The 14,618-nt window shown below is 44.7% G+C and carries 13 protein-coding genes; 9 read left to right on the plus strand and 4 right to left on the minus strand.

Annotation, left to right across the window (positions count from 1 at the left end; genetic code table 11):
* Window positions 1–330: 330 nt before the first annotated feature.
* The 8 genes from QUA00_RS25050 (at window position 331) to QUA00_RS25085 (ending at window position 8,918) form a co-directional block, all read left to right on the plus strand.
* Window positions 331–981 (plus strand): response regulator transcription factor, encoded by a 651-nt coding sequence (locus QUA00_RS25050; protein ID WP_333105463.1) that lies wholly within the window; start codon window positions 331–333, stop codon window positions 979–981.
* Between the two features lie 338 nt (window positions 982–1,319).
* Window positions 1,320–1,841: a LabA-like NYN domain-containing protein gene (locus QUA00_RS25055; protein WP_006633075.1), complete on the plus strand. Its 522-nt coding sequence runs from the start codon at window positions 1,320–1,322 to the stop codon at window positions 1,839–1,841.
* A gap of 202 nt (window positions 1,842–2,043) precedes the next feature.
* Window positions 2,044–3,684 (plus strand): 2-isopropylmalate synthase, encoded by a 1,641-nt coding sequence (locus QUA00_RS25060; RefSeq protein ID WP_333411539.1) that lies wholly within the window; start codon window positions 2,044–2,046, stop codon window positions 3,682–3,684.
* A 143-nt stretch (window positions 3,685–3,827) separates the two neighbouring features.
* Window positions 3,828–4,628 carry a class I SAM-dependent methyltransferase gene (locus tag QUA00_RS25065; RefSeq protein WP_333411541.1) on the plus strand — a complete coding sequence of 267 codons (801 nt, stop codon included), beginning with the start codon at window positions 3,828–3,830 and terminating at the stop codon, window positions 4,626–4,628.
* Window positions 4,629–4,879: 251 nt separating this feature from the next.
* Window positions 4,880–5,176 (plus strand): antitoxin family protein, encoded by a 297-nt coding sequence (locus QUA00_RS25070; protein ID WP_333411543.1) that lies wholly within the window; start codon window positions 4,880–4,882, stop codon window positions 5,174–5,176.
* Window positions 5,170–5,637 carry a type II toxin-antitoxin system VapC family toxin gene (locus QUA00_RS25075; protein WP_333411545.1) on the plus strand — a complete coding sequence of 156 codons (468 nt, stop codon included), beginning with the start codon at window positions 5,170–5,172 and terminating at the stop codon, window positions 5,635–5,637. Before QUA00_RS25070 ends, QUA00_RS25075 begins: the two co-directional genes overlap by 7 nt.
* 75 nt (window positions 5,638–5,712) lie before the next feature.
* Window positions 5,713–7,899, plus strand: a complete 2,187-nt coding sequence (locus QUA00_RS25080; RefSeq protein WP_333411546.1) for an ATP-dependent helicase — start codon at window positions 5,713–5,715, stop codon at window positions 7,897–7,899.
* Between the two features lie 11 nt (window positions 7,900–7,910).
* Window positions 7,911–8,918, plus strand: coding sequence for a PD-(D/E)XK nuclease family protein (locus QUA00_RS25085; protein ID WP_333411548.1), 1,008 nt, complete (start codon window positions 7,911–7,913; stop codon window positions 8,916–8,918).
* Window positions 8,919–8,943: 25 nt separating this feature from the next.
* Here the strand turns inward: QUA00_RS25085 and hisC are convergent, their stop codons facing one another.
* From hisC to QUA00_RS25105, 4 genes are all read right to left on the minus strand, one after another.
* Entirely contained in the window at window positions 8,944–9,990 is a 1,047-nt protein-coding gene (hisC, locus tag QUA00_RS25090; protein WP_333411550.1) for a histidinol-phosphate transaminase, read from the minus strand.
* 127 nt (window positions 9,991–10,117) lie between these two features.
* Entirely contained in the window at window positions 10,118–10,831 is a 714-nt protein-coding gene (locus QUA00_RS25095; RefSeq protein ID WP_333411551.1) for a glycerophosphodiester phosphodiesterase family protein, read from the minus strand.
* Window positions 10,828–11,682, minus strand: a complete 855-nt coding sequence (locus tag QUA00_RS25100; protein ID WP_333411553.1) for an alpha/beta hydrolase — start codon at window positions 11,680–11,682, stop codon at window positions 10,828–10,830. Before QUA00_RS25100 ends, QUA00_RS25095 begins: the two co-directional genes overlap by 4 nt.
* A gap of 285 nt (window positions 11,683–11,967) precedes the next feature.
* On the minus strand, window positions 11,968–13,227 hold the full coding sequence (locus QUA00_RS25105; protein WP_333140370.1) for an esterase-like activity of phytase family protein: 1,260 nt from the start codon (window positions 13,225–13,227) through the stop codon (window positions 11,968–11,970).
* A 21-nt stretch (window positions 13,228–13,248) separates the two neighbouring features.
* Between QUA00_RS25105 and QUA00_RS25110 the strand changes: the two genes are divergently transcribed.
* Window positions 13,249–14,583, plus strand: coding sequence for a tetratricopeptide repeat protein (locus QUA00_RS25110; protein WP_333411555.1), 1,335 nt, complete (start codon window positions 13,249–13,251; stop codon window positions 14,581–14,583).
* Window positions 14,584–14,618: the final 35 nt, after the last annotated feature.

Genomic DNA, 14,618 nt, shown 5'->3' on the forward strand with positions numbered 1-14,618 from the left:
CTGGGACCTGTCTGATGAGTGTGCTATATTCAGATTGTTGCCGATTGTCGGGGATTGTCTGGATTAAAAGTATCAGAATCTGCAATCAATCAAGGCTGATCTTGACAGGGCGATCGTCGATTACTGGTTTGGGCTGCGTTCCAGGTCGTAAGACACTCACAAACAGCAGTCAATTATAGGTTGGAAAGCGGTAATACCCGCCCCGCTTTCCCTCACCGCCATCCCTTCAGTCGATCGTCGTCCTCCACTCCCAGCCGGGTGGCGGGGGACTGACCGAAAAAACAGAAGTGAAAACAAGGAAGTGTGCGGGATACTTTAGCGGGAATAAACATGACAAAGGACAATAATTCAGGAGAGCAAAAACGGCTGATGCTGGTTGACGATGACCCGAACTTGATCTTGCTCGTCAAGGACTACTTGGAGTTTCGGGGTTACAACGTCATTACAGCAGAAAACGGCAGAGACGCTCTGGAAAAACTAGAACAAGAAGTTCCCGACTTGATTATCTGCGACGTGATGATGCCGGAAATGGACGGCTACACTTTAGTCAAACACATCAGAGAAGACCCTCGCACTAGCTGGATTCCGGTTCTGTTCTTGTCGGCAAAAGGTCAAAGTTCAGACCGAGTAAAAGGCTTGAGCACTGGGGCTGACGTTTATATAGTCAAGCCTTTTGAACCAGAAGAACTGGTAGCCCAAGTGGAATCTTCTCTGAAAGCTGCCTCCCGCTTGATTCGCCACTCAAATCCCGGTATAGAGAGTGGCACAAAAATTAAGGCGCGCCGCAATGTCGAATTGACTCCCACTGAGTTAAAGGTGGTACAGTTGCTAGCGCAGGGTATGGCAAACCGCCAGATCGCAGACGTGATGAATGTCAGCCAGCGGACTATCGAAAGCCACGTCAGCAATATGCTGGGCAAAACAGGTCTGCACAACCGGACAGAGTTAGCTCGCTGGGCCCTTGAAAGCAAAAAGGCTTAAGCGGAGGTAGTCTGCGCTATGAAATCAGGGGAGCAAAATCTACTGCTATGCGCTGGGCGTATGCCTGCTTGGCGGTAGGGCGGTGGGCGCGGTAGTTTGAATGCGCCATTAACCTTGACACGGCAGCCGGTATTGAGTTACTAGGCGTATAGTTTGTGAGGGCCCCTCGCTCAAATGCAAGCAGGGTTAAAAGAACCCTCTGGCGGTAGAGCCGAAAATATGAAATACTGGGGAGATGGAGTTTTCTGAAGTTTAATCTATTGCCTCAGTTAGCTCCATGTTGCTAAAATGTGATATTTAGATTAACTTCTTTCTACAATTATTAGGTCTAAGTTTCTATGACAAACTTAATGAACCGCCTTTCTATTTTTGTGGACGGGAACAATATGTTCTACGCTCAACAAAAGAACGGTTGGTTTTTTGATCCTCGCAGGGTGCTCGAATATTTCAAAACTTCGCAGCCGAATGTCATCTTGATCAATGCTTTCTGGTATACGGGTCTAAAAGACCCCCAAGATCAAAGGGGATTTCGAGATGCCTTGATCAGTCTGGGTTACACGGTTCGCACTAAGATTCTTAAGGAATATTACGACGATGCTTCGGGCAGATATTCTCAAAAGGCTAATTTAGACATTGAGATTGTGGTTGATATGTTTAATACGGTGGATCAGTACGACCAAGTTGTACTTTTTAGCGGGGATGGGGATTTTGAGCGGGCGATCGAGCTGCTGCGATCGAAAAATACTCATATTACTGTGGTATCAACCGAAGGAATGATTGCGAGAGAGTTACGAAATGCTACAGATAGGTATATAGACCTAAATGAAATTAGGGAACATATCGAGAAAATGGATTATTAGTCATTAGTCATTAGTCATTAGTCATTAGTTATTAGTCATTAGTCATTAGTCATTAGTCATTAGTCAGCAGTCATTAGTCAGTAGTTATGGGTTATGGGTTATTAATTATTCGTTATTGGCGCGAAACACGGGACTGGTGACTGGGGACTAATTGCCCAGAACAGGGGACAAGTAAAAATCAGGAAAACACTTTTTTAGAGCTATGAAAACTCAACCAAGTCAAGACCGGATTATTATTTTCGATACGACTTTGCGGGACGGAGAACAATCTCCGGGTGCATCTCTGAATGTGGATGAAAAGCTGACTATTGCCCGCCAGTTAGCGAGATTGGGCGTAGATGTGATTGAAGCGGGTTTCCCTTTCACCAGCACGGGAGATTTCGAGGCAGTCCAAAAAATAGCCCGCTCGGTGGGCACGGAAGATGGGCCGACAATTTGCGGTTTAGCACGGGCGAGAAAGGAGGATATAAAAACAGCAGCCGAGGCTCTGAAACCCGCCGTAAATTCGCGAATTCATACGTTTCTGGCTACGTCTGATATCCACTTGGAGCATAAGCTGAAAAAGACGCGGGCTGAGGTTCTGGAAATTGTGCCGGAAATGGTGGCTTACGCTAAGTCTTTTGTGGATGATGTGGAGTTTTCGCCGGAAGATGCTTGTCGATCGGAACCGGAGTTTTTGTATCAGGTTCTAGAACGGGCGATCGCAGCCGGTGCGACTACTGTTAATATTCCCGATACTGTCGGCTACACGACTCCCAGCGAATTTGGGGCTTTGATTCGCGGAATTAAGGAAAATGTGCCGAATATCGATCGGGCAATTATTTCGGTTCACGGTCACAATGACTTAGGATTGGCTGTTGCTAACTTTTTGGAAGCTGTGAAAAATGGCGCCAGACAGTTAGAATGCACGATTAACGGGATTGGCGAACGGGCGGGAAATGCAGCTCTGGAAGAGTTGGTAATGGCGCTTTACGTGCGACGCCAATATTATAATCCGTTCTTGGGCAGGGCTGCGGATTCTGAGGAACCGCTGACAAATATTGACTCGCGCCAAATTTACAAAACTTCCCGCTTGGTTTCCACTTTGACGGGGATGTTGGTGCAGCCAAATAAGGCGATTGTCGGGGCAAATGCTTTCGCTCACGAGTCGGGAATTCACCAAGACGGAGTGCTGAAAAATAAGCGGACATACGAGATTATGGACGCTGAGTCGATCGGCTTAACAGAAAATCAAATCGTGCTGGGTAAATTGTCGGGGCGCCACGCTTTCCACACTCGCTTGAAAGAGTTGGGTTTTGAAATGGCCGACGATGAGCTAAATAAGGCTTTTGTCAAGTTTAAAGATTTGGCAGACAAGAAAAAAGAGATTACTGATTGGGATTTAGAGGCGATCGCCAATAACGAAGTGCACCAAGCACCGGAACTTTTCCGGTTAGAATTGGTGCAAGTTTCCTGCGGCGACAAATCTCGCCCGACAGCAACTGTCACTGTGCGGAATCCGGCGGGCGAAGAATTGACAGATGCTGCGATCGGCACGGGGCCGGTGGATGCGATTTACAGGGCAATTAACCGGGTGGTAAACGTACCGAACGAGTTGATCGAGTTTTCTGTACAGTCGGTGACAGCGGGCATAGATGCGATCGGCGAAGTAACAATTCGCTTGCGCCACGAAGGCAAAGTATTTTCCGGTCACTCGGCAAATACCGACATTATCGTAGCCTCCGCAGAAGCATACATCAGCGCTTTAAATCGCCTGTATCAGGCATTGCAGCATACTACGGAAAAATCCTCAGAACAGCCAACTTCGATCGGAAATCAAGTTGTTGCAAAAGCACAGCGCTGATAAATTTCTTGTCAGCAATTTTTCTTGAAACAAACCGCAGACGAACGCACATAACAGCAGATATATCTAAATAAATCTGCGTTAATCCGCGTTCATCTGCGGTTTAAAATTAATTTTTTTTACCAATAACCAACTCTTGAAAAATGCAAGACGAAACTTTAAAAAAAGAGCGGCAATTCCACGATGCTTGGGCATCTACGATCGATATTGACGGCATTCGAGTTAATGATTACTTTGAAGCTTGCACCGCCCCAGAAAATAGATTTATCGTCCAGCAAATGGGCGATATTACAGGCAAACGGCTGTTAGATTTAGGCTGCGGCGCGGGAGAAAATAGCGTTTATTTTGCTAAAAAAGGCGCGCATTGTGTGGCGGCCGACTATTCTCAGGGCATGGTAGAAGTTGCTCGGAAATTGGCTGAGAAAAACGGCGTCAAAATAGAGGGCTGCACTGTAAATGCAATGGCTATGGATTTCGCGGACAACAGTTTTGATATTGTTTATGCTTCTAACTTGCTGCACCATTTGCCGGAACCAGAAAAGGCGATTCGCGAAATGCACCGGGTACTAAAACCGGGGGGAAAAGCTTGTTTCTGGGACCCGATGAAGCACAATCCGGTGATTAATGTTTACCGCAGGATGGCTACTGAGGTGCGGACGGAGGATGAAACTCCTTTGGATATTAATATTGTGAATTTTATCAAGTCTTTGTTTTCGGAGACGGCTTATGATACCTTTTGGCTGACATCGCTGTGGATTTTTTTACGCTTTTATTTGATAGAAAAAGTGCATCCAAATGAGGAGCGTTACTGGAAAAAGATTATCATTGAACAAGAGAGATTGAAACCGGAATACTCTCGATTGGAAGGGTTGGATGGCTTTTTGAAGAAGTTGCCTTTGATGAAACGCTTGGCTTGGAATTTGGCTGTGGTGGCAACGAAGTAAGACGATTTTAGATTTTAGATTTTGGATTTTCCATTAAAGAATCGGGAATGACTGATGATATCAGTGGTAGGGTGCGTCAGTTTTGAGATTTTAAATCAGCGCCGAAAGTATTATTCTGACGCACCATTTGTTGTCAGGTGCGTCAGTTCCGAGATTGTTTGTTTGGAGCAAAAATAATCACAACTGACGCACCCTACTGAAAACTCTAAAAGAAGTACAATAAGTCAAAGCATTTAATTAAGAGGCTAATTATGCCAGAAACTATTACTGCTATCTACGAAAACGGGGTTTTGCGTCCCCTGATTCCTTTGTCATTGAATGATGGGGAAACTGTGCAGATTCAACTCTGGCCAGATGATCCAAAAAAGCAGGCAGAATTGGCAATCCAGTTTTTAGTTGACCGAGGATTGGTGACTCCACTACCTAACAATCCCGATAACGTCGAGGCTGTCACTGATGAAGATGTGTATGAATTGGCTAAAAGGTTAGGGGCAAAACCGGGCAAGCCTCTATCAGAAATGATTATCGAGGATCGTGGCCCGTGGTAAACATTTATTTTTTGGATAGCAGCGCCCTCATCAAAAGATATGTGGTTGAAATTGGCAGCCCTTGGATAAAAACGCTCACGGATTCCCAGACTGGTAACTCGCTGCTTTTAGTCCGCATCACCTGGGTGGAAGTTCTTAGTGCTTTTGCACGCAGACAACGTGAAGGCGGTATAACTGCTGCGGAAGTTGCTGCACTTATTGCAAAGTTTCGCTCTGAATTCAATAGTCGGTATAGAGTTATCGAAGTTGATCTGGCACTGGTTGAAAGGGCGGGTGAATTGATTGTTCAATATCCACTGCGGGCTTATGATGCTGTGCAATTGGCGGCTGCTTTGCGCGTTCAATCTGTTTTAACATCAATACCAGAAACTCAACTAATTTTTGTTTCTGCGGACAACAGATTGCTGGATATTGCTCAGTCGGCAGGGTTGGCGACGGATAATCCTAATAATTATCCGTAAAAGTGCGATCGAGCAATATTGACTTATTAATCAATTCAACGTTATAGTGTCTTATCAGCCGAAGTACATAATCATATGATCGATATAGCCACCTTCCATGAGTGTCTTGCCCAATCTAAGGCTCGCGGTTACGACCTTGACGACAAACAGAAGCAAGCTGTAGAGTATGAAGGTGGTTCCCTGTGGCTTCTAGCAGGCCCAGGCTCAGGCAAAAGTGAGGTACTGGTTACACGCACCCTGAAACTGCTCTGTGTAGATGGTGTTAAACCTCGCTCTATTCTCTTAACTACATTCACAACTAAGGCAGCGCGTAATCTTGAAGATCGTCTGGCAACCTACCTAGCTGCACTACAGGATACTGATTCTAGTCTTCAAGAAGTAGACCTAGCTGACATAAGGATAGGAACACTACACAGCCTATGCAATGACATTCTTCAAGAATACCGTTACCCAAAATACCAAAATGTCCGTCTTCTTAATGATGTAGAACAGCATTTATTTGCCTACCGTGAGGCAGAAATAGCTAAACATGAAGACTTAGCCTTCTGGACACAGTTCGATCATGCTGTACCTGATTGGCGGAACAAAAAATACTGTCCTAACAAGTGGAAGCGGGTCAAGGCAGCAGTGACGCTCTTCAACCACGTTGTAGAAGACCGTGTTGATGTCCAAAAGATGCTCTTGGCTGGGGGACACTGGGCAACCCTAGCAGAATCCTATCAGCAATATGCTCAAGCCCTACAAGACAACTACCGTTGCGACTTTGCTCATCTTCAATCGTGCTTTCTTGAATTTCTTAACTCTCCTGCTGGTCAGCGGTTTTTACAGGGAGATGGCAATAATCAGCCACCATTGCTGCACGTACTGGTGGATGAGTACCAGGACACTAATCCTATTCAAGAGCGGATTTACCTTGCCCTTGCCAACCAGAAACCACACAATATTACAGTAGTAGGTGACGACGATCAAGCTTTGTACCGTTTCCGAGGTGGAAATGTATCTTGCATGGTTAATTTTGACCAAGCTTGTATGGCAGCATTGGGTGAACCTCCTCATAAAATTCAGCTAGATAAAAACTACCGTTCTCACTCTGATATTGTTGATTTTTTTAATAATTACATCACTTCTTTCTCAGAAATGACGGCTCAAGGAGTGCGCGCCCCTGGTAAAAATCCAGTTAAGGCTACCTCCTCCATAACTGGCTCATACCCTGCTGTTTCTTGGATCGCTCGGAAAAAAGCAGGAGACTTACCGGATGCTGTTGTTGATTTAGTCAAAAAGCACTTAATAGGAGATGGAATCATATCTGACTATAGCCAGTGTGTTTTGCTGGTACGTAGTGCTAGAGACTCGAAATTAAATGCTGGGCCGTTTATTAGTGCGTTCCAGCAACAGGGGATTCCTGTCTATAATCCTCGCTCAAAATCTTTCATGGAGAGTGAAGAAGTCCAGTGTTTACTTGCCGCACTGGTGCAGGTTATTGATAGAAACCATAGTTTTCAATCCTACAAAGACCAACAGGAAAGACCTCTATGGTGGGTAGATACTGTCCAGCAATGGCTCCAAACCTTAAATAATCTAAGCACAAATGAACTAAGGGAATACTTGAAACTTAGTAATGCAAACCTGCCGAAGCTGTGTGCATCTAATAAAGGTGTCTTTCTGAACCTTAATCTACTGGAAATTCTTTATCGCATCCTTGCGCGGGAACCATTTTGCACATGGCAACAAGACGCTGTAAGGCATCAGCGTCTTTCTAAGGTTACTCGTCTTTTTGATGGATATCACAGTTTCAAATTAGACGGTTTGCGTTCAAATTCATCTGGAACCGATCTCGATCCGACTTTTTTGAATCGCTTTTACACAATGTTTATCAGCTATCTCATAGAGGCAGGAATTGATGATGACGAAGATGAAGAGGTGATCGTACCAAAAGGATCTCTGCCAATTATGACTATTCACCAAGCAAAGGGCTTAGAGTTTCCGTTCGTGTTTGTCACGCAGTTAGGTCAAAATAAAGGGGTTGGGTCTGCACAGATTCTTGAGCGGGATCTCGCACAATTTCGGCAAGAGCTTTATACTAGAACTACGCGAAAACCAGAATTACTGGCTGTAGAAGATGACATCCGTTTACTTTATGTGGCTTACTCACGCGCACAATATGGTCTAATTTTGGTGGGAACGAAAGAACACATCAAAAATCATGTAGCTGCGCCCGGAGGTGACTTCGTTGAATTTCGCAGAAATACCGTTGCTATTTAAAAGGAGTATTTATGACAAAGCCATTCCAAGGTATTTCAGTACCTTTATCCAATAATACATTGGTGAAACGCCGATATAGCGTCACTCAAGATGTTGTTTCATATCGGCGATGCGCCCGACAGTACGGGGCTTTTAATGTCCACAAATATGCACCTGCACAGCAAACTCAGGCTTACTTCGGTACTGTACTTCACCAAGTTTTAGATCGTTGTCATGGCCATTTTCATGGAATAATTGATCCTTCGACTAAAGGCTTGCTTCCCGATAACGGGCAAATTCTTAGTGAAGAAGACATTAGTGATTACTTTGGTGAAGCGAAATCAGCGCGGCAGACTGGAAAAACAGATCCCTTCCCTCCCAGCGATATCGTGAGATATTTTATTCAAGTAGAAAATGGCTTGAATAGTAAAGGAATTCTAGCTATCCGGTCGGAGCTTCGAGTGCAAGCGGTGAAGATTCTTCAATATTTCAACGCCCTCGAAGGTCCAACACTTTACCCACGAGTTAGGGACACAGAACACAGATTGCAGGCCGATCGCACAAATCACATTCTTCATGGAGTTGTCGATCTTCTGGTAGATGCGCCTAATAAAGTGCTAGACCCTGCTGAATGTGAGATGTGGGATTATAAGGGAAGCCGTCGTTTTGATCTAAACTCTACTGATTGGGAGACGTATGAGTTCCAAATGCGGGTTTATGCCTATCTCTACCAACACAAGCACGGTGTCCTGCCACGAAAAGCAGTTTTGTATTTTCTGAACGAACTTGATGGCCCAAATTGCCCATCCAAACGTCCAGTTAATGCTCTCAAGGAAGTTAGCATTGAGCCTAATGAGATTCAGGTTGCAATGGATGAGTTTACCAAGACTGTTAAGCAAATTGAACAATCACGTCTTAGTGACAAATGGGAAGCTGCTGCTTCCGGCTCTATTAGCGAACAAGATTGTAAGAACTGCGACCTTCGTTGGGATTGCAAGACTCCTAATAGTGGGCAGGGTGTAAAGCCCATATATCCATAAAGTATATATTTTGAGTCAGAAGTTTTTAAAGCATTTTCGCAATAGCACCTAGGAGTATTTGATTCTGTTCCTCCGTACCTACACTAATCCGCAATTTGTCTTCTAATCGCGGCTGATTGAAATATCGAATCAATATTCCCCGTACTTTCAGTGTTTGATAAATTCTTTCTGCATCGCCGTTTGGTGGCCTAACTAACAAAAAGTTGGTTTGTGATGGCCAAACGTCAAAGCCTAATTCCTTGAAGCTAACGGCTAGTTTTGCTCGCGAAGCCTTAATCTTTTCGGCGTTGGCTATTTTGTGGTCTTGATCTGCGATCGCAGCCGCCCCCACTGCATAGGCTAAAGCATCCACATTATAGCTGTCTTTGATTTTATTTAATTCTGCCAGCAGCGCCGGATTTGCTATGCCAAAACCCAGCCTCAATCCTGCCAGGGAATAACCTTTGGAAAGCGTCCTCAAAACTATAACATTACTGTACTTTTTTGTCAAGTTCAAAGCATTTTCTTCGGCGAAATCTACATAAGCTTCGTCGATGACAAGAATGCCCGATAACTCTTTAGCCAGCTTCTCCAAATCTGCAAGAGAGATGGCTGTTCCTGATGGACTGTTTGGCGAAGCTATAAATGTCACTGCACCCTGGGCTGCTATTAGCAAATCGACGGGTAACTTGTAGTCATCGGGATAAGGAACTTCCACAAACTCTGCATCTTGAATTTCTGCCAAAGTGCGGTACAATACATAGGTTGGCGCGGGACAAACAATCTGTTTCCCGGATTCGCCCACAGCGCGAACTATCAAGTTTAATAAATCATCGCTGCCGTTACCTACAATAATCCAATCGTCAGCAACTCCAAAAATTTTACTAGCAGCAATACGGAAAACTTTGCCAGTTGGATCTGGATAGCGCCGCAGCATTTCACCGTCTATTTCCTGAAGCACTTTTAAAGCTTTGGGAGAAGGTGGATAGGGATTTTCATTAGAATTTAGTTTAATAATTTTTGTGCCTAGCGGTGGCTGTTCCCCAGGCACATAGCCAGACATTTCGTGGATGTTTTTGCGAAAATAATTCATCTATTAATTGAGTTTTGTGGAACGGGCATCTTGCCCGTTCTTGATAAGGGTGCAAGATATATTGAGTTTTGTGGAACGGGCATCTTGCCCGTTCTTAATAATGGTGCAAGATATCAAGTTAAACAAATTATATCAAACAATTAGTGACTATCCGCGTTATACCCAAATCAAGTAACTTTTGCATATCCGCTCGATCGTCCACCGTCCAGGCCACAATGTCAACTCCCTGACTCCGGGTTTCTTGAATCAGTGCGGGGTTTTCCAGCAACACGCGATACAGACTGCTAATCAAATTATCCTGATGGGCTACAGCTTGAGCAAATTGAGTTTTGTATGCTTCTAGATTAGCAACAATATGTCCGATCGCCAAATCGCCAGATAGCCGCCGCACTTGTTCCAGAAATTTATCGTTAAAGGAGGTAATAACGCATTTATGTTGGATCTCTGCGCCCTTCAAAGTATTGACAAAATCCGCCACATCTGCATCAGACCACTCGCAGTGCGGCTTGACATCAAAGTAAAGAAATTTGTCAACATTTTTGAGGATAGCTAATGATTCTTTTAAGGTAGGAATTTTTTCTTGTGAAAATTCATTGCTAAACCATTTTCCCGCATTAAGTGTCTGCAATTGAGACAGGGTTGTTTCCCTAACTTTGCCAGAAACTCCAGTGATTCTATCTAATGTGGCGTCGTGAAAAATCACTGGTACGTTGTCGGCGGATAGCTGGATGTCAAATTCGATCGAATGAGCTCCACGGGCGATCGCCAGTTCAAAAGCTGCTAAAGTATTCTCCGGGGCGATCGCCGAAAATCCCCGATGTGCGATAATTTCTAAATTCACTGTCTTGTGCCCTCTAAAAAATCTGCCACAGTTTGATTAAAAGTTTCTGGTTGAGTCAAAAAAGACCAGTGATTGCCCGGTACTTTTGCAACGGTAAGATTTTTTAAGTATCTCTTGTATGGCTGCATTTGCCAATCCATGCGATTTACGCCTTTTTCCGGCTGTACAAACAAAGTCGGTATCTCAATATTTTCAGTTAAACCGGCAACTTTCATCACTTCTGCAAATATCTGATTTCTGGCTGCAATCGTAAATTTACTGCCCCAATTTCCGTCTGATTTTTGTTCGATTTGCTGTTGGAATACCATTTGCTGCACATCACTCCAATCTGCGTATTCTCCCGATTGTTTTGCCGCTGCTTCTGCTTGGGCTAAAGTCGCAAACGGGCCCACACATTTGAGACAGTCTAATTTTCGGTAAACAATTGGCAGGGTGAGTTTCATCGCGGCGGGAAGTTTGGTGATGAAGATGGGGTCTACTAAAATCATACTGCAAAAGCGAGCCGGATTTTGCCTCGCCCAAATCGCTGCTAGTTTTCCCGTCCAAGAATGTCCTAAAATGTGGGCGTCGGGCCAGTTGAGATGTGCCATCAAAGCTTCTAAATCTGCGATCGCACTTTCAAAAGTATAGCCTATTTTGGGTTTGCTACTCTCTCCGTGACCGCGCATATCTGGCGCTACAATATGATAGCGGTTGGACAAGTAATTGCCCAAGTTAGTCCAGACACACGCACTATCTGCTAAACCGTGTAACAGCAGCAAACGGGGATATTTTTCTTTCCCTGTGTCGGGCTGCCATTCTAGGTATGAAAGTTCGATTTCTGGTAATTGCAAAGTGTTACGAGTTGGCATAATTAGGGCATTTTATATTTGGATAAATTTGATTTAACTTTTTTAGGAACAGGCAAGATGCCTGTTCCACAAAGAGTGAATTTTATTGTACGGTTTTCCTCAACAGGCTTTCGGGTCTGTTTCACAAAGAATAAATCTTTTTGTGGGGTGGGCTTCTAGCGCAAGATGCCTGTTCCACAAAGAGTGAATCTTATTGTACTGTTTTGATCTACAGGCAAGATGCCTGTTTCACAAATAATAAATCTTATTGTGGGGTGGGGTGGGCTTCTAGCCCGCCCTTCTGACTTAACCTTTGCCCTTCAAACTCAACAAGATAAACTGAGTTTTCTGCGCTTCATCAAAATTGTCATCGCTGACCAAAACTATACTCTGGCTGCCATCTGGCAAGCGCGGGCCGAGGGTCATCCCTTCTAAATTGTACAGCGGAATTCCGAGTTCGCTTAAGTCTAGCAGCAACTTTTTCTTAACAGGTTCGACCGCCACTCGCCCTTTAAAACTCTGGATTCTCGAAGTATCTGTAGCCGCCCCAACCGCTAGTTGATAAATCCTAGCGCTGTATCCCGACAGCCCAAAAGAACGTTCTAAACTCAGAATCTGACCGCCACCGACAGTTACTAATTCTGTTAAACCGTTCAAAATAGTCATGGGAACTTGGTCGAGGATGTAAAGATTTTCCGATACTAATTGCGGCGTTTTATCGACGATGACATAATGTAAAATACGGAGTTTGCTTGCCTGTTCCGGGTCTAAATCTTGCATTAACGGCGCTTCCGTAGCTGCGAACAAACGAAACGGATCTAGACCGCCTGGACTAAAGGTTTCTGGGTCGATGGTTAAAGATTCAAAACCTAAATTGTCCACCACTCCTTGCTGCTGTTTTTCATCGCCGGCATCGGGAATATAGCGCTTTGGTATCGGCAAATTTCCCCGCATTTGCCCGGTTTTGAGGTCAAATTCTCCGAGAAAAGGAGGGATGCCCACATGAGTAACGCCTTCGCTGGCGACAAATATTGAATTGCGGGGAGAAAGGGCGATGCCTTCGGGATTTATGGAACCCCAAGAGAAGGTTTCACCGTCTGCTTTTTTGAGGGATGTAACGCCGTCAACGGTAACTTTTTTCAGGCGAATATTTGCTGGGTCACTTGATGTGAGGTCGAGTCGGAGACTGTAAAATCTCGCTTCTCCGTTTTCGCTGGGGTCGTCGGAGAGAGCGTAAAAGCGATAAGCTTTGGAAGTGACTGCACTAATACCTTTGGGATCGTAGGTAATTCCTGACAAACCGCCGACTGGTACTCCTTCAAAATTGGTTTTTGGCAATTCGTACTCGCCCAAAAATTCGAGGGACAATTCTGGAAAAGAGCGGTCTTTTGCAACTGCGGGAGGCGGGGCGCAAGCTGTGCAAACAGTTAAGAGAATAAGGGCTAGACTAAATAAGCGTAAAATACGCTCGCCCAGCGTCTTTAAATGCCAATAATTGCTCAGCACGGTGACATTTATTTTGTTGCTCTTGTTGAACTGTTTACTTTTGTGCCATCTTTGTGACATAATTTATACCGTTTTGTAGATATGCAAAACTTGATGTTTCCAGAAGAAATGCCGAATCGCGGCAACCAAATTTTTAGAATGAGAAGTTCTGTACCAATTGGGTGCTTGCTTTTCCTGTGGCTGTGTGCTGGTTCTATTGCTAGCGCCCAAACTAATCCACCAGCCCTCGATCAATTTTCTCCTAATCCTCTAGAAATTACCACACCCGATCCCCTCACTCCCGCCACTGAATCTTTGAGCAGCACTCAGCGGGATGAACTGACAGCGGCTTTGGAAGAGTTAAACTTAGAAGCAGCGACTAAACTGCAAGCTGGAGACGGCGCGGGTGCTTTTGAAATTTGGTTCCGAGAATTGCGGCTGCGGAGGTATCTGGGGCCGGCGGCGGAAATTGCTGCTTTGAGTCGGGTGGGAAGTGTTGCTTGGAGTAACGGTAAAAATCTCGAACTACAGCTTATTACCAAACGGTTGCAAGCAATTCAAAAAGAAGTCAAATCCCAAGTACCACTTAATACTGAGTTGCTACCCGCCTTCGCTGCGGCTTTTCAGCAGGTGCGCGCTAAAGGCCCGACTGTAGAAGTTTACCAAGAAATTCTCGAAAATGCGCGCCAAAACCAAGATATATTGGCCCAAGGTCAGATTTTAAAGGCGATCGGGCTAATTCACATCAATTGGTTGAGTTACGATAAAGCTGCTCCGGTGTATGAGGAATTGGCAACTTTAATTCAGGAAAACCGCGCTTTATTTGCTGCTAATTCTGCTGTGCAAAATTCTGCTGTTGTGGCGGGAAACGGCGCGCCGCCGCAGCCTGTAACTCCTCCAACTGAGGTAGATACTCTGAGACAGTTGGCCTATGTTTACCAACAGTCGAAACAACCCCTAAAGGCGATCGCAGCTAGGGAAAAACTAGCATCAGTGTATCTTAACTTACAAAATCCCAGCGCTATACCACCGCTCAAAATTGCGATCGCCAGCGATTACCAAACCATAGGTCAAATCAATTTAGCAGCTCAATACTATCAGGAAGCCTACAATTTAGCCGTCCCCATTCAACAGTATGCCCAAGCTAGTGAAGCTTTGGATAAATTAGCTTTACTTTATCGATCGCAAAAGCAATGGGAGCCGACTTTGCGGATTTATCAAATGCAGTTGCTGTTAGAAGAGCGGGCTTACAATTTCTACGGATTGATGAACACTTACGACAATATCGGTCAAGTTTATCAACAGATGAAGGCTTACGATAAAGCTTTGGAATCCTATCAAAAAGGGTTGGACGTGGCTAAAAGATTGGGACACAGACAAGAGTATTTTGCTAAGAAAATTCAAAAAGTTAACAAGCAATTGCAAAGAACTTCGTAGTTGTCAGCCGACAAGAATGCCAATTTGCGATGCGA

The organism is Microcoleus sp. T2B6 (genome assembly GCF_036700475.1).
Lineage (GTDB): Bacteria > Cyanobacteriota > Cyanobacteriia > Cyanobacteriales > Microcoleaceae > Microcoleus.